We start from the raw sequence: 15,697 nt of genomic DNA on the forward strand, positions 1-15,697 counted from the left end.
CCACAAGTTGCCGCTCACAATTCCCCGCCGTCACCTCAGCCGCCACCACCCCTTCCACCAGGTACGGCACGTTGGCCGCACGCTTCCAGGGCCAGCATCGCCCCCGAGACCCTCGACTGGCCAACCGGTCACCCAGCCGCCCGAAGGCGTCTTCGATCGCGGCGCGCTCCAACAGAGGATGGTCAAAGCTCATGCGACGTTCAACTCCTGCGCCGACACGTATACGCCACGCCGCCGGAACGCCGCCGGAGCATGCATCACGGCGTCTACCCGAGCAGCAAGCGTGGTGAAGGGGAACCAGAACCGCCGCAGCGACCGCGTCTCAGTGCACCACGCCCATCCTTGGCCGCCAGGTGCTCCGCCAACGCCGCGAGGAACTCATTCCAATGCTCGCCCCCAGTAAGAGCCGGCTCCTCCTCCAGCAGACCAGCGCGCTCTGGCCTGCTGGGCGGCGATGATGGTCAGGATGGCCAGGCAGCCTGAGTATCGGGCTCACGACCCAGCCGAGCAGCCCGGTCACTTCTGAAACAGGCCTAGAAGGGCGGGATGGTTGCCCATCCCGCCCTTCGCTCCAGCAAGCACGTCGGGTACGAGCACCACCGCATCTGAGGCACCGCTACCACTCCGTCGTCTCCTAGACGCGCTCAAGCGGGTGGCTTCGCGGATCATCGGCCCAAACCCAGGCGTTTCTCCGGCGAGGCGGTTGCCGTGCCGGTGCCACTCTGGAAGTTGTTAAGCTGGTGCTGCGCGGCGGAGACCGCGATGAGAGTGCGAGGGAGCGGACTGTGGTGACGGGGGACGACGACATCTCGGGGTGAGCGGCCCCGGCCGCCTGCCGGCCTGCGCCGGTGCGGCGTGTCTCGTCGTAGACCTGTCTGCCCGACCGGGGTGTCTGTCGCGTCCCCGGCTCTCTTCCGAGGGTGTCTCCCGATGTCTGACGTCTGCATTGTTTGTACGAACCTGTCCTTTTCCTGGCCGGACGACACTCCGGTCTTCCAGGACCTGTCCTTCACCGTGCCGCCCGGCCGTACGGGCCTGGTCGCTCCGAACGGCGCCGGCAAGACGACCCTGCTCCGGCTGATCGCGGGCGACCTCACCCCGACCGGTGGCGGCGTGACGGTCGAGGGTGTGCTCGGCTACCTGCCGCAGGACCTGCCCCTGGCCGGTGACCTGACCGTCGCGGAGGTGCTCGGGGTCGACGCGACCCTCGCGGCACTGCGCGCCATCGAGGCGGGTGACGCGGCGGAGGAGCACTTCACGGCCGTCGGGGACGACTGGGACGTGGAGGAGCGCAGCCGCACCGAACTCGACCGGCTGGGCCTCGGTGACGTGGGGTTGGACCGACGTCTGCGCACGCTCAGCGGCGGGCAGGTGGTGTCGCTCGGCCTGGCGGCGCAACTGCTCAGGCGCCCGGACGTGCTGCTGCTGGACGAGCCGACCAACAACCTCGACATCGACGCGCGGCACCGGCTGTACGAGGTGCTGGAGGGCTGGTCCGGGTGTCTGCTGGTGGTCAGCCACGACCGGGTCCTGTTGGACCGGATGGACCGCATCGCCGAGCTCGACCGTGGTGAGGTGCGCCTGTTCGGCGGGAACTTCACCGCGTACGAGGAGGCGTCGCGCGTGGCCCGCGAGGCGGCGGAGCGGACCGTGCGCAGCGCCGAGCAGGACGTGAAGCGGGAGAAGCGGGAGATGCAGCAGGCCCGGGAGCGGGCCGACCGCCGGGCCAGCAACGCCGCCCGCAACCTCGGCAACGCCGGCCTGGCCCGCATCGTCGCCGGTGGGCTCAAGCGCAGCGCCCAGGAGTCGGCCGGCCGGGCACAGCAGGCGCACGCCAACCGGGTCAGCGAGGCCCAGACCCGGCTCGACGAGGCCAGCCGGACGCTGCGCGACGACCAGGCCCTGACCCTGGACCTGCCCGACACCACCGTTCCCGCCGGCCGCACCGTGTTCGCCGGCGAGCGTATGCAGGTCCACCACGGCGACCGGGCCGTCTTCGCCGGCGACGGCGCCGACCTGACCATCCGGGGACCGGAGCGGATCGCGCTGACCGGCCCCAACGGCGCGGGGAAGTCCACCCTGCTGCGTCTGTTGCAGGGTGACCTCCACCCGGACGCCGGGCAGGTGCACCGCGCCGCCGGCCGCGTCGCGTACCTGTCGCAACGCCTGGACCTGCTGGATCTCGACCGGACGGTCGCGGAGAACTTCGCCGCGTACGCCCCCGACCGGCCGCAGGCCGAACGGATGAACCTGCTCGCCCGGTTCCTGTTCCGCGGCGCCCGAGCCCACCTCCCCGCCGCCGTGCTCTCCGGCGGCGAACGGCTGCGCGCCACCCTCGCCTGCGTCCTCTACGCCCAGCCGGCACCCCACCTGCTGCTGCTCGACGAACCCACCAACAACCTCGACCTGGTCAGCGTGGGCCAACTGGGCAGCGCCCTCACCGCCTACCGGGGTGCGTTCGTGGTGGTCAGCCACGACGAACGGTTCCTCACCGACATCGGTGTGCAGCGGTGGCTCCGCCTCGATGACGGTCACCTGCGCGAGATTCCCGCACCCGACCGCGCCTGACCGCCGACTCCGCCCTGCTCCGGGCCACGGGCCGTGCCGGCCCGTGGCCCGGGGGCACCCCGAAGGTGACCCTCCATGCCCGAAGCACTGCTCGCTCACGACCTCGTCCATACCCGCGGCAGCCGTCGCGTGCTGGACGGGGTCTCCCTCACCGCGGCCCCCGGCCGCCGGATCGGCCTGATCGGCGAGAACGGCACCGGCAAGTCCACCCTGCTCCGCGTGCTCGCCGGTGCGGACGAACCGGACGCCGGCACCGTCGTTCGCCCACCGGACCTCGGCTACCTGCCGCAGGAAGCCCCCTACGACCCGACCGCGACCGTGGCGGACGTGCGCGACGACGCCCTGCGCGAGGCCCGTGCCGTCCTCACCGACCTCGATCGGCTCGCCGACCGGCTCGCCGGCACCGCCGACGACACACCCGACCACGAACGGCTGCTCGCCGATTACGGCGATCTGCTCGACCGCGCCCAGGACATCGACGCCTGGGGCGCCGAGCGACGTGCCGGCATGGTCCTCGCGGCACTCGGTCTCGGCGATGTGGCACCGGAGCGGGCGCTCGCCGCGCTCTCCGGCGGCCAGCGTGGCCGGCTGGCGCTCGCCGCCCTGCTCATCCGCCGGCCCTCGGCGTTGCTGCTCGACGAACCCACCAACCACCTCGACGACGCCGCGGCGGCCTTTCTCGAGCAGCAGTTGCGCGACCTGCCCGGAGCCGTCGTCGTAGCCAGCCACGACCGGGCCTTCCTCGACGCGGTCTGCACCGACCTGATCGACCTCGACCCCGCTGTCGCCGGCCCGGTCCGCTTCGGCGGCACCTACCGCGACTATCTGGCTCACCAGCGCAACGAGCGGGAGCGCTGGCAGCGACGTTACGCCGAGCAGCAGGAGGAACTGGCCGAGCTACGCCGGCAGGTCGCGGTGACCGCGCACGAGGTCGCGCCGGGCCGGGACCGGCGCGACAACGAGAAGATGGGATACGGCCACACCGCCGGCAGGGTGCAGAACCAGATTGCCCGACGGGTACGGGCCGCCGGCCGTCGGCTCGACGACCTCGAACGTACCGCCGTCGCGTCACCACCCGAACCGCTGCGGTTCCGCGCCACCGCGCTCGCCACCGCCACCGCCGACGGGACCATCGTCAGCCTGCGTCACGTGCGGATACCCGGCCGACTCACCCTCGACCGTCTCGACCTCGCCGCCACCGACCGGCTGCTGGTCACCGGCGCCAACGGTGCGGGCAAGTCCACGCTCCTCGCCGTCCTCGCCGGCCGACTGGACTCGGCCGGTGACGTCCGGCGCCGCCCCGACCTGCGCATCGGCGTACTGACCCAGGACACGGTGTTCGACCGGCCCGAGCGCACCGCCGAGGAGATCTACGCCGACGTCCTGGGCCAGGTACGCGCCGACGACGTACCGCTGGACGACCTCGGTCTACTCACCGCCCACGACGCGCGCCGGCCGGTCGGCGAGCTGTCGGTCGGCCAGCGACGCCGGCTCGCCCTGGCCCTGTTGGTGGCCGACCCACCCGACCTGCTGCTGCTCGACGAGCCCACCAACCACCTCTCGCCCCGACTCTGTGACGAGCTGGAGGACGCCCTCGGCGGCAGCCCCGGCGCCGTCGTGGTCGCCAGCCACGACCGGTGGTTGCGCTCCAGGTGGCACGGCCGCGAGATCCAACTCCGCGGCACCTGAACGGGTGCCTGCCACGGCCTGCACGGCGAACGCGGGGTGAGCATCGAGTAATTCGATGCTCACCCCGCAAAGCATTCGGGCTGTTCATGCTGGCTGATCCCCGATAGGGTCCCCGCCATCGTCTCAGGCAGGAGGTTTCCGGTGGTCAGGAAGCGTGCGCTTCGCGTTGTCGTCGGTCTCGCCGCACTCTCACTCGCCGTCGCCGGCTGCGGACGGTCGACCAGCGGCCAGACGCCGCAGGCCGGTGGTTCCGCCTCGGTCGCCGCCGACGCCAAGGCTGCCGACCTGGTCCCGGCCACCCTCAAGGAGAAGGGTGTGCTCCGGGTCGCCACCGCCGAGGGCTACCCGCCGATGGAGATGTACAAGGAGGGGACCCAGGAGCTGACCGGCGTCGACCCGGACCTGGCGGCGGCGATCGCCGGGCGGCTCGGCCTGAAGCTGGAGATGACCAACGCCAGCTTTCCCGGCCTGATCCCGGGCCTGCAGGCCGACCGCTGGGACCTGGCAATGTCCTCGATGAGCGACACCGAGGAGCGCCGTAAGGCCGTCGACTTCGTCGACTACTTCCAGGCCGGCGGCGCGATCATGGTGGCGAAGGGCAACCCGGCCGGGGTGAAGGATCTGGCGGACCTGTGCGGCCGGGCCGTGGTGCTCGCCAAGGGCAGCTCCAACCTCGCCATCGGGGAGAAGCAGAACGCCTCGTGCGCCAAGAAGATGACCATCTCGCAGAGCGAGGACGCCCCGACCGGCCTGCTGCAGATCGACGCCGGGCGCGCGGTGGCCACCATCGTCGACTACCCGGTGGCCAAGATGCTCGCCGGACAGAGCGGCAAGTACGAGGTCCTGGAGGCCCAGTACGAGGCCGGCCCGTGGGGCATCGCGATCGACAAGAAGGACAGCCAGCTGCGGGACGCCGTCCAGCGGGCCCTCCAGGAGCTGATCGAGACGGGCGACTACGCCAAGATCCTCGAGAAGTGGGGCGTGCAGGGCAGCGGTGTGCAGACCGCGACGGTCAACGACCAGAAATGAGCACACCGGTGGATGCGACCGTCAAGGGCCCGGCTCCGGCCGGGCCCGCCGGCCCGGAGGTGAACCGGATCAGCCACCCGCTGCGACCGGGGCGCTGGCTGGCCGCCGGGGCGACCGTCCTGATCCTGGCCTGGCTGGCCTGGACCATCGCGATCAACCCGAACCTGCACTGGGACATCGTCGTCGAGTACCAGTTCGACTCGGTCATCCTGGAAGGGCTCTGGGTCACCGTCCAGCTCACGGCCGCCTCCATGGCGATCGGCGTGGTGCTCGGCGTCATCGTGGCGCTGATGCAGGTCTCCGACAGCCGTACCCTGCGCGCCGGCGCCATGGCATACGTCTGGTTCTTCCGCGGCACGCCGCTGCTGGTGCAGCTGATCTTCTGGTTCAACATCGCGCTGATCTTCCCCGAGATCGGGCTGGGCGTGCCGTTCGGCGGCCCGAAGTTGGTGACCTGGGAGACGAACACCCTGGTCACCGGATTCGTCGCGGCGCTGCTCGGGCTGAGCATCAACGAGGGCGCCTACATGAGCGAGATCGTCCGGGCCGGCCTGCGCTCGGTCGACCCCGGCCAGCAGGAGGCCGCGGCGGCGTTGGGCATGTCGCGCATGAAGATCATGAAGCGGGTGGTGCTGCCCCAGGCGATGCGGATCATCGTCCCGCCGACCGGCAACCAGTTCATCTCCATGCTGAAGACCACCTCGCTCGTCTCGGTGATCGCCGGCGCCGACCTGCTCACCGTCGCCCAGCGGCTCTACCTGACCAACTTCGAGGTGATCGCCCTGCTGATCGTCGCGTCCATCTGGTACCTGGTCCTGACCACCGTCGCCAGCATCGGCCAGTACTACCTGGAGCGCCGGTTCAGCCGCGGCTTCGGCGCGACCGCTGCGGGCACCTTGCGCGGGCGGATCACCCGCAACCTGCGCTTCACGGGGAGCGCGCGATGACCCCGCCGATGGTGCAGTGCCGATCCCTGCGCAAGAGCTTCGGCCGCCTGGAGGTGCTGCGCGGCATCGACCTGACCATCGAACGCGGCCGGGTGGTCTGCGTGGTCGGCCCCTCCGGATCCGGCAAATCCACCCTGCTGCGCTGCCTCAACCACCTCGAGGAGCCGCAGGCGGGTCGGGTCTACGTCGACGGCGAGCTGATCGGGTACGAGGAGCACGGTGGCCGGCTGCGACCGCTGCCGGACGCGCGACTGCGCCGGCAGCGCGAGTCGATCGGCATGGTCTTCCAGCGCTTCCACCTGTTCCCGCACCGCACGGCCCTCGAGAACGTGATGGAGGGCCTGGTCGCGGTGAAGGGCGTCCGGGCGGCCGACGCGCGACGGCGCGCCGCCGACCTGCTCGACCGGGTCGGCCTGGCCGACCGCGCCCACCACTACCCGGCACAGCTCTCCGGCGGCCAGCAGCAGCGGGTGGCCATCGCGCGGTCCCTGGCCATGTCGCCGAAGCTGATGCTCTTCGACGAGCCCACCTCGGCGCTCGACCCGGAACTGGTCGGCGAGGTGCTGGAGGTGATGAAGGACCTCGCGGCGAGCGGGATGACCATGATCGTGGTGACCCACGAGATGGGCTTCGCCCGGGAGGTCGGCGACCACCTCGTCTTCATGGACGAGGGCCTGATCGTCGAGCAGGGGCCACCCCGCGAGGTGCTCGCCGCGGCGCGGCACGACCGTACCCGCGCCTTCCTGTCCAAGGTGCTGTGATGACGCGGTTGGACCTGCTGGTCACCGGTGGGGACGTGATCGACGGCAGCGGCTCGCCGGCCCGCCCCGCCGACGTGGGCGTCCGGGACGGACGAATCGTGCTGCTGCCGCCGGGCGGTCGCGCGCCCGCCAGCGAGGTCATCGACGCGACCGGGCTGGCCGTCACCCCGGGCTTCATCGACGTGCACACCCACTCCGACCTGCTCGCCGGCGACGACGCGCAGCGGGAGGTGCTGCGCCGGGCGCCACTGCTCCAGGGCGTCACCACGGAGATCTGCGGCAACTGCGGGATCAGCCCCTTCCCGGTCCCACCCGAACGCGCTGGCCCGGTGCGGGAGCTGCTCGCCGCGACCTTCGGTCCGCCCGCGTCGGCGTACGCGTCGTTCGCCGAGTTCGCCGACGCGCAGGGCGTGGCCCGGCGCAACCACCTCGCTGCCCTCGTCGGACACGGAACGTTACGCGCCGCGGTGGTCGGCTTCGCCCAACGGCGGGCCACGCCCGAGGAGACCCGGCGGATGTGCCGGCTGCTCGACGAGGCGCTCGCCGCGGGCGCGGCCGGGTTGTCGACCGGCCTGATCTACTCCCCGGGCGTCAACGCCGGCACCGACGAGGTCATCGCGCTGGCCCGGGTCGCGGCCGCGCACGGCAAGCCGTACGTGACGCATCTCCGTGACGAGATGTCCCAGGTCGAGTCGGCCCTCGAGGAGGCCGTCGAGATCGCCACCGCGGCCGGGGCAGCGCTGCAGGTCTCGCACCACAAGACGGCCGGGCGGCGCGCCTGGGGCGCCACCGTCCGCACCCTCGCCCGACTCGAACGGGCGCGCGCCGAGGGACTCGACGTCACCTGCGACGTCTACCCGTACACCGCGGGCAGCACAGCCCTGCACGCGATGCTGCCGCCGTGGCTGATCGCCGACGGGGTGCCCGCGATGCTCACCGCCGTCGCCGATCCGACGGTCCGCGACCGGATCCGGACCGACCTGGTCGCCGGGGTGCCGGGCTGGGAGAACACCGTGGGAAACGGCGGCTGGGACCTGATCCGGGTCGCGTCCGCCGCGCGCAACACCGACGCCCAGGGGCACACGATCGCCGAGCTGGCCGCCGCGCGTGGCGTCGACCCGGTCGACTACGCCTGCGACCTGCTGGCCGCCGAACGCGGCGACGTCACCATCCTCAGCCACTCGATGCACGAGGACGACGTACGCCGGGTGCTGGCCAGCCGGCTGACGATGCTCTGCTCGGACGGCGTACCGAAGGGGGGCCGCCCGCACCCCCGGTGGGCGGGCAGCTTCGCCCGGGTCCTCGGCCACTACGTTCGTGACGTGGGACTGCTGGAGCTGGCGGAGGCGGTGCACAAGATGACGGCGATGCCCGCCCGCCGCTTCGGCCTACCAGACCGCGGGCTGCTCGCCGACGGGTACGCCGCGGACCTGGTGGTCCTCGACCCGCAGCGGGTCGCCGACGGCGCCACGTACGACGATCCGCTGGCGCCTCCGCACGGCGTGCGGTGCGTGGTGGTCGGTGGCCGGATCGTGGTGGACGGCGGCGAGGTCACCGACGCGCGGCCGGGCCGGGTGCTGGCCGTGCCGGGCCGGCGGCCCGCCCGGCCGGGGCCGCGATGAGGCCGGCGGTGCGGGTCGGGGCGATGGTGCGCCGGCTGGACGACGGCCGCACGGTCTCGGCCGACCCCGACCTTGCCCTGCCGCTGGCCAGCGTCGGCAAGGTGCTGCTCCTCGCCGAGGTGGCCCGGCGGCTCGCCGACGCCACGCTCGCGCCGGACCAGCCGGTGGAGCTGCTCGACGCCGACCGGGAGGTCGGCGGCACCGGACTGCTCGGCCGGCTGTCCCCTCGGCGATGGACGGTCGCCGACCTGGCCACGGCGGTCGCCGCGGTCAGCGACAACGCCGCCACCAACGCCCTGCTGCGGCTGGTGACCCTCGATACCGTGCAGGAGCTGGCCCGCCGTGCCGGGCTGCGGGACACCACCGTGCACGACCGGATCCGGGCCGAGCGCGGCCCCGACGTGCCGCGGACCTTCGCCACCGGCACCGCCCACGAGCTCTGCGCCTTTCTCGCGGACGTGGCGACGGGGACCTGGCAGAGCCCGCAGGCGTGTCGGCTGCTGCGCGGCTGGCTCGCCGGCAACACCGACCGCACGATGGTCGCCGACTCCGTCGACCACGACCCGTGGTCGAGTGACGGCGCCCGGGTGGAGAACAAGACCGGCACCGACACCGGGGTACGCGCCGACACCGGGATCGTGTCCGGCCGGCACACCGTCGTCTACGCCGTGATCGCCGCGTTCGAGCCCGGGGCCGAGCGAGAGGCCCTGGCCGAGCTGCGGCGCTGGGGCGCGGCGGTCGACCGGCTCGCCGGGGCCCACCGCTCGGACAGCTCCTGACTGAGCGTCGCCGCCGCGCCGGCCAGTCGCTCGACGAAGCTGCCGACCACCGGATTGGGGTTGCCGGGGCGCAGCGCCACGCCGATCTCCCGATGCAGATTCGCGTGGGCGAGCTGCCGCACCGCCACCCCGCCGGGATCGCCCAGGCCGAGCGACGGCACGAGCGCCACCCCGACACCGGCCCGCACCAGGCCCAGCACCACCTCGTAGTGGTCGCTGCGGCAGCGGACCCGCGGCGGGAAGCCCTCGGCCCGCGCCGCCAGCTCCAGCACCGAGACCTCACCCTGCACGCCGAGGGTGGTGATCCACGGTTCGGCGGCAAGGTCTGCGAGCCGCAGCCGCCGCCGTCCGGCGAGCGGGTGGTCGGCGGGGAGCACCACCAGTTGCGGGTCCACCATCAGCGGCTGGACCTTCGTGTGCGGCGACTTCTGCGCCGGGCTCAGCGGATGGTCGAAGACCACCACCAGGTCCAGCTCACCCTGGTGCAGCCGGGGCAGCAGTTCGTGCGGCTGCCCCAGGATCAGCGCCAGCTCCACCTGCGGATGGTCGCGGGTGTAGCTCGACAGGGCGCGCGGCAGCAGCTCGGTGCCGGCGGTGGCGAAGAATCCGATCCGCAGCAGTCCCTGGCGGCCCTTGCCGTGGGTGGCCAGTTCGTCCCGGGCGGCCGACATCAGATCGGCGATCTGCTGCGCGTAGTCCGCCAGGCGCTGGCCCGCGGCGGTCAGCCGCAGGCTGCGCGGCCCCCGCTCCACCAGCGCCACCCCGGCCTCCTGCTCGAGGGTGGCGAGCTGGTGGGAGACCGCGGACGGGCTCAGCCGAAGCTGCTCCGCGGCGGCGACGATGGTGCCGTGGCGGGCGATCTCGAGGACGACCTGCAGGCGTGCGGTGTTGAACATCGGCGGGCTGCCTTCCCCTGCTCTAGGGCGCTCGGTCAGCCGTCGACCGCCGCCCGGCCCACACTCTCGCACGCCGCCCAAGCCTGCTCCACGCCGACCGACGGCACCGCCGACCCGCCGAGACTACAGATCAGTCAAGTGCGGCTGTCGTTGATGTGGACGAGGGACAATGGTTGGTACAACTGGGCGGATCGTGGTGGCAGCATCAATGGTCATCCGTCGGCGAGCACCCAGGGGCGGTAACAGGTGGTGCCGACCTGATCCAGAAGACGTGGGTGTCGGGCAGTGACTGGTACGCGTGGAGCGGCCGGGGACCCGTCGGCGCACCAGCCTGCTGAGAACCGACGGTGACCGGCCCGGCTGCCGCGGTACGGCCGCGGCAGTCGGGCCGAACTGCGAACAGCCGTGTGCCGGCAGCCCAGCCCGAGCCGCCCCTGGGAGGATGGACCGGTGGACGGCGATCTGTCTGTGGCGGTGGCGGGCCTTCAGGAGGCGTTCGCCCGGTACCCGCGCAGGGCGATGCTCGAGGGCTGCCCGCATTGCCGAGGACCGGTGCCGGTCGACGATCACGACCTGTTCTCCTTGACCATCAGCCTCGGCAACACGGTCGGCAGCGGTGACGACCTGAAGAGTCTGCTGCCCCTGCTGCTGGAGCGCATGGTCAGTTCCACCGAACTCGACCCGGGGATCGTGTTGGGCAAGCTGCCTCGCGAGCAGTGGCGCACCTGGCCCGAAGCCGAGCAGGGCGCCATCGACGGCTACCTGGATGCGGTGTGGCGGTCGTTGCTTGCGGCGTACCCGTCGCAGGTCGGTTCGTTTCTCGACCCGGCCACCTTCCTGGACGCGGTCGTGGCCGGCGGGGAGAGCGCCGAGCGGTTCCTCGATGTCTGGGACGTCACGCTCAGTTCGGCGGCGGATCGCCACCTGGCCGCCACGGTGAACGGACTCGACTTCGCGGACCGGAGGTCGGCGGCGCTTGCCGCCTGGCTGCGCCGCGAGTCGGTCCGCGACCGGCTGTTTCGGGCGTTCGAGCGTGACCACGCCACGTCCTGGGGGGACGACCTGGCGCGGGCCCACGACCTCGTCCGTATGTAACGACACCCCATTTCAGATCCAGGTCCAGCGCGGGTGCCGGTGCTCGCGTCCCGCCAGGTCGCCGACGGGGCATTATGGCCGGTCGTCGGTCTGTCCACACTGGTCGGACGGCTCGGGGGCCGGATGCGTTCGGGGTCGGATTTCCGTCCACCCAGATCTGGTCTACGGCGGACAATGTCGATATCGTTACCGGCCAATTGGACGGCCGATGATCATTCGTCGTCAGCTGACCTCCCCAAGCCCCGAGAACAGGAGGACGCGCTCGTGGCCTCACCCGCCGATTCAACGGTCGCCGGCGACGACATCGAGCCGCAGCGGCCCATTCCGCGGTTCCTCACCGAGTTCACGCCCACCCGGTGGCGCCGTCGGCTGAGCCCCTTTTCGCGCGTACCGAAGCACTCCAAGATGGGCGAGACCTGGCACGTGGCGGCGAAGACCGCCCCGGACGAGCTGGTCATCGTCGACCGCCCGCCGGACATCGACCCCGACGGAGCCGAGACCCGCACCTACACCCAGTGGGCGGAACTCGTCGATCGCGCCGCGGCCTGGCTACACAAGGCGGGCGTGCGCCCGTGGGACCGGGTGGCGATCCTCAAGCAGAACCACCTGGACATCGTCATCCTCGGCTGCGCCATCGCCCGGATCGGCGCCATTCCCTGCATGTTCTCCGGCTCCTACGGGCCCGAGGCGATGATCCCGATGCTGGAGCGGCTGGAACGGCCGTTCCTGTTGACCGACCAGAAGCACCTCGACAAGTGCGGCATCACCCCGGAGGTGGTGGCGGAGCTCACCGTACGGACGATCAGCGTCGACGCGGTCGCGGACCGGCCGGACGTGCTGCACCTGGACGACTTCAAGGACGCGCCGCCGGTCCAGCCGAACATGCGCGAGTTCAAGGAGCCGGTGGTCATCACCCACACCTCCGGCACCACCGGCATACCCAAGCTGGTCATGCACTCCGCCGAGTCCATCTACGCGATGGCCATCGTGGAGACCGAGCGGTGGCCCAGGTTCGGGCTCCGGCGCAGCGACACGGTGGCGTTCTGCGATCCCTACACGCACGAGCGGCTCACCACCATGCAGCTGGCGATGGCCGCGGTCGGCCCGCGGGTGCTCTACCTGTCCGACCCGCTCTCGCCGAGGATCCGGGAGTTGCTGGCCGAGCACAAGCCGACGCTGGTGGAGGCGCTGCCGAACATCTACCTCGCCTGGGAGCCGCTGGCCCGCGACCCCGCCGGCCTGTTCAGCAACGTGCGCGAGTACGTCAACTCGTTCGACGCCATCCACACCCGTACGATCCGCACCTTCATGGCCGCCACCAAGCGCCGGTTCCCGATCTGGGTCCAGTCGTGGAGCCAGAGCGAGAACGGCGCGCTGTGCATCCGGCCGTTCTTCCGCTTCGTCGTACGCCGCAAGGGGCACCGCCCGCCGCCGACGCAGCTGATCGGCTGGCCCATCCCGTTCCACGCCAAGATGCGGGCGGTGGACCCGGAGACCGGCAAGGAGGTCCCGCGCGGCCAGGTCGGCCTGATCGAGATCGACCAGCCGGGACGGTGCCTCGCCTACGTCGGCGAGCAGGACCGGCACGACCTGAAGTGCAACGGCAGGTGGTGGAACACCGGCGACCTCGCGGTCATCAACAAGTGGGGCGCCGTGCGGATCGTGGACCGGGAGATCGACCGGATCCCCGGCGGCAGCGCGATCGAGTTCGAGGACCTCATCCTCGACCGGATCGACTACACCACCGAGGTCATCGTCCTCCCGGTCGCCGGTGACCTGCCGGTGCCCGTGGTCAGCACCGCGGACGACGTTCCGCTGGACAAGGGCGACTGGGAGCGGGCGGTCGCGGACCTGAGCCCGATGGCCCCGCCGATCCAGATAAAGTGGGACGAGTTCCCGCGAACCGGCACGTGGAAGATCCGCCGGGTCGCGCTCCGGGAGAAGCTGCTCTCCGATGCCCAGGCGATCGGCATCGGGCGCTGGACCTGATCATCACCATCCTGTGATCACATCGACGCGGCGCCGGTCCTGACTGTGCCGGCGCCGCGTCGTCGTTCTCCTGAGCACCGCGGTCGAGCGAAGGGTTGCTGCCATGTTGGATCTCCTCGGCCGGCTCGCGCACCGGGCGCGCTGGTGGGTGATCGCCGGCGCCGCGGTGTTCCTGGTCGCCGCGGGCACCTGGGGCGCCGGCGCGTTCGGCGACCTGGCCGTCGGCGGATTCACCTACGCGGCGAGCGAGAGCTCCCGCGCCGACGAGGTCGAACGCAAGGCGCTCGGACGCAACGACGCGGACGTCGTCGTGCTGTTCGGCAGCGACCGCTGGACGGTGGAGGACCCCGCGTACGCCGACGCCGCCCGGCGCGTGCTGGACAGGCTGCCGGCCGACCGGGTCGAGGGCGTGACCGACTACTGGCGGGCCAAGGTTCCCGCGCTGGTCAGCACCGACCGGCACGAGACGTTCGCGGCGGTGCAGATCGCCGGCGCCACCGAGAACGACCGCCTCACCAACTACCTCGCCATCAAGGACGGCCTGACCAGCCCGGATCTCGACGTCACCGTCGGGGGGCCGCTGGCGCTGATCGACGACGTCAACAGCCAGAGCAAGGCGGACCTGACCCGCGCCGAGGCGCTGGCGTTGCCGATCCTGTTCCTGCTGCTGGTGCTCATCTTCCGTAACCTGCTGGCGGCGCTGCTGCCGGTCGCCGTCGGGGTGCTGGCGATCGTTGGCTCGTTGGCCGGCCTGCGGCTGCTGGCGCAGTTCACCGACATCTCGATCTTCGCGGTCAACGTGGTCACGCTGCTCGGCCTCGGGCTGGCCGTGGACTACAGCCTGTTCATGGTCAGCCGGTTCCGGGAGGAACTCGGCGCGGGCCACCCCGTCCCGGCGGCGTTGCGGCGGACCATGGTCACCGCGGGCCGGACTATCGTCGTCTCCGCGGTGACCGTCGCGCTCGCGCTCGCCAGCCTGGCCGTCTTCCCGCAGGTGTTCCTCCGGTCCATCGCCGTCGGTGGGGTCGCCGCAGTGCTGCTCGCGGGGTTCTTCGCGATGACCGTGATGGCGGCGATGCTGGCCCTGTTCGGGCCGCGGCTGCGGGAGCGTCGCCGCAGGCCGGTCGACACCGACCCGAACTCCGGCGCGTGGGCGCGGATCGCGCGGACGGTGATGCGCCGACCCGTACTGGTCGGTGGCGCGGTCATCGCCGTGCTGGTGGTCCTCGGTCTGCCGTTCCTGCGCATCTCCTACGGCTGGCTGGACACCCGGGTGCTGCCCGCCTCGGCGGAGAGCCGGCAGGTCCAGGACGCCATCGAGCGGTCGTTCCCGGACAGCGTCACCCGGCCGGTCGAGGCCATCGTCACCCTGGACGGCCCGGTCACCGGTCCTCCCGCCCGGGAGGAGATCGCCGCGTACGTGGAGCGGGTGGCCGCACTGCCGGGCGTACGGCAGGCGGACGTCAGCGGGCTGGCCGGCGACACCGCGCGGGTCACCGTCCGGTTCGACGCGGAACCGATCTCCGAGCAGGGACGGGAGCTGGTCGACGCGGTGCGCGGCGTCGAACCGCCGCCCTCCGGCACGGTACTGGTCGGCGGCGACGCCGCCGGGTTCGCCGACCTGATGGACATGCTCGCGCAGCGGCTGCCGTGGATGGCGCTGCTCGTCGTGGCCACCACGTTCGTGCTGTTGTTCCTGTCCTTCGGCTCGCTGGTGCTGCCGGTCAAGGCGATCCTGATGAACGTGCTGAGCCTGACCGCGGCGTTCGGCGCGGTGGTGTGGGTCTTCCAGGACGGCCACCTCGCCGGGCTGCTGCGGTTCACCTCCACCGGCAACATCGACGTGGTGCAACCCATCCTGATCTTCGCCGTCGCGTTCGGGCTGTCGATGGACTACGAGGTGTTCCTGCTCTCGCGCATCCGCGAGCACTACGACCTCAGCGGTGACAACACCGAGGCGGTCGCGGTCGGGTTGCAGCGGTCCGGCCGGATCATCACCAGCGCGGCCCTGCTGCTGGTGGTGGTGATCGTGTCGTTCGCGACCGCGAGCGTGCTGGTCGTGAAGATCATCGGTATCGGGCTCGCCCTCGCCGTCGTCGTTGACGCCACCATCGTCCGGGCGCTGTTGATGCCGGCCACGATGCGGCTGCTCGGCCGGCTCAACTGGTGGGTGCCCGGGCCGCTGCGACCCCTCTACAGCCGGTGGGGGATCCGCGGGGAGAGCAGCCACCTGGACGCGGAGCGTACAGCCGCGTAGAGCGCGCGCCGCGGTGCCTGCGCCCAGGGAAGTCCCCGCCGTGAGGCGCGCCCGTGGCCTGGGAG

The 15,697-nt window shown here is 71.7% G+C and carries 12 protein-coding genes; 10 read left to right on the forward strand and 2 right to left on the reverse strand.

The window, feature by feature from the left end; translation table 11 throughout:
* Positions 1-193, reverse strand: a 193-nt coding sequence (locus ACZ6Q9_RS30260; RefSeq protein WP_393269058.1) for a hypothetical protein, incomplete at its 3' end; no start/stop codon positions are given.
* Positions 194-930: 737 nt separating this feature from the next.
* On the opposite strand from ACZ6Q9_RS30260, the gene abc-f reads away from it, so the two are divergent.
* The 7 genes from abc-f (at position 931) to ACZ6Q9_RS30295 (ending at position 9,395) form a co-directional block, all read left to right on the forward strand.
* Positions 931-2,568: a ribosomal protection-like ABC-F family protein gene (abc-f, locus tag ACZ6Q9_RS30265; RefSeq protein ID WP_396830490.1), complete on the forward strand. Its 1,638-nt coding sequence runs from the start codon at positions 931-933 to the stop codon at positions 2,566-2,568.
* Between the two features lie 75 nt (positions 2,569-2,643).
* Positions 2,644-4,257, forward strand: a complete 1,614-nt coding sequence (locus ACZ6Q9_RS30270; protein WP_396830492.1) for an ABC-F family ATP-binding cassette domain-containing protein — start codon at positions 2,644-2,646, stop codon at positions 4,255-4,257.
* A 141-nt stretch (positions 4,258-4,398) separates the two neighbouring features.
* A complete protein-coding gene (locus ACZ6Q9_RS30275) occupies positions 4,399-5,286 on the forward strand; it encodes an ABC transporter substrate-binding protein (RefSeq protein ID WP_393459237.1) in 888 nt (295 codons plus the stop codon).
* A complete protein-coding gene (locus tag ACZ6Q9_RS30280) occupies positions 5,283-6,233 on the forward strand; it encodes an amino acid ABC transporter permease (RefSeq protein WP_396830494.1) in 951 nt (316 codons plus the stop codon). The genes ACZ6Q9_RS30275 and ACZ6Q9_RS30280 overlap by 4 nt, the downstream gene beginning before the upstream one ends.
* Positions 6,230-6,994, forward strand: a complete 765-nt coding sequence (locus tag ACZ6Q9_RS30285) for an amino acid ABC transporter ATP-binding protein (protein ID WP_393459232.1) — start codon at positions 6,230-6,232, stop codon at positions 6,992-6,994. The genes ACZ6Q9_RS30280 and ACZ6Q9_RS30285 overlap by 4 nt, the downstream gene beginning before the upstream one ends.
* Positions 6,994-8,616, forward strand: a complete 1,623-nt coding sequence (locus ACZ6Q9_RS30290; protein ID WP_396830496.1) for an amidohydrolase family protein — start codon at positions 6,994-6,996, stop codon at positions 8,614-8,616. Before ACZ6Q9_RS30285 ends, ACZ6Q9_RS30290 begins: the two co-directional genes overlap by 1 nt.
* The gene (locus ACZ6Q9_RS30295; protein WP_396830498.1) at positions 8,613-9,395 is read left to right on the forward strand and encodes a serine hydrolase; all 783 of its coding nucleotides are present in this window, start codon (positions 8,613-8,615) and stop codon (positions 9,393-9,395) included. The genes ACZ6Q9_RS30290 and ACZ6Q9_RS30295 overlap by 4 nt, the downstream gene beginning before the upstream one ends.
* Here the strand turns inward: ACZ6Q9_RS30295 and ACZ6Q9_RS30300 are convergent.
* The gene (locus ACZ6Q9_RS30300; RefSeq protein ID WP_393269078.1) at positions 9,278-10,291 is read right to left on the reverse strand and encodes a LysR family transcriptional regulator; all 1,014 of its coding nucleotides are present in this window, start codon (positions 10,289-10,291) and stop codon (positions 9,278-9,280) included. The genes ACZ6Q9_RS30295 and ACZ6Q9_RS30300 overlap by 118 nt on opposite strands.
* 450 nt (positions 10,292-10,741) lie before the next feature.
* Between ACZ6Q9_RS30300 and ACZ6Q9_RS30305 the strand changes: the two genes are divergently transcribed.
* From ACZ6Q9_RS30305 to ACZ6Q9_RS30315, 3 genes are all read left to right on the forward strand, one after another.
* Positions 10,742-11,386, forward strand: a complete 645-nt coding sequence (locus ACZ6Q9_RS30305; protein WP_396830500.1) for a hypothetical protein — start codon at positions 10,742-10,744, stop codon at positions 11,384-11,386.
* Positions 11,387-11,791: 405 nt separating this feature from the next.
* Positions 11,792-13,375, forward strand: a complete 1,584-nt coding sequence (locus ACZ6Q9_RS30310; protein WP_396830501.1) for a class I adenylate-forming enzyme family protein — start codon at positions 11,792-11,794, stop codon at positions 13,373-13,375.
* A 103-nt stretch (positions 13,376-13,478) separates the two neighbouring features.
* A complete protein-coding gene (locus tag ACZ6Q9_RS30315) occupies positions 13,479-15,632 on the forward strand; it encodes an MMPL family transporter (protein WP_393459220.1) in 2,154 nt (717 codons plus the stop codon).
* Positions 15,633-15,697 lie beyond the last annotated feature (65 nt).

The sequence above is a fragment of the Micromonospora sp. NPDC049139 genome, assembly GCF_055586845.1.

Excerpts from the sequence above, each read along its gene's own strand:
- abc-f (WP_396830490.1), top strand. The coding sequence starts at position 931 with ATGTCTGACGTCTGCATTGTTTGTACGAACCTGTCCTTTTCCTGGCCG.
- ACZ6Q9_RS30270 (WP_396830492.1), top strand. The coding sequence starts at position 2,644 with ATGCCCGAAGCACTGCTCGCTCACGACCTCGTCCATACCCGCGGCAGC.
- ACZ6Q9_RS30280 (WP_396830494.1), top strand. The coding sequence starts at position 5,283 with ATGAGCACACCGGTGGATGCGACCGTCAAGGGCCCGGCTCCGGCCGGG.
- ACZ6Q9_RS30285 (WP_393459232.1), top strand. The coding sequence starts at position 6,230 with ATGACCCCGCCGATGGTGCAGTGCCGATCCCTGCGCAAGAGCTTCGGC.
- ACZ6Q9_RS30290 (WP_396830496.1), top strand. The coding sequence starts at position 6,994 with ATGACGCGGTTGGACCTGCTGGTCACCGGTGGGGACGTGATCGACGGC.
- ACZ6Q9_RS30295 (WP_396830498.1), top strand. The coding sequence starts at position 8,613 with ATGAGGCCGGCGGTGCGGGTCGGGGCGATGGTGCGCCGGCTGGACGAC.
- ACZ6Q9_RS30300 (WP_393269078.1), bottom strand. The coding sequence starts at position 10,291 with ATGTTCAACACCGCACGCCTGCAGGTCGTCCTCGAGATCGCCCGCCAC.
- ACZ6Q9_RS30310 (WP_396830501.1), top strand. The coding sequence starts at position 11,792 with ATGGGCGAGACCTGGCACGTGGCGGCGAAGACCGCCCCGGACGAGCTG.
- ACZ6Q9_RS30315 (WP_393459220.1), top strand. The coding sequence starts at position 13,479 with ATGTTGGATCTCCTCGGCCGGCTCGCGCACCGGGCGCGCTGGTGGGTG.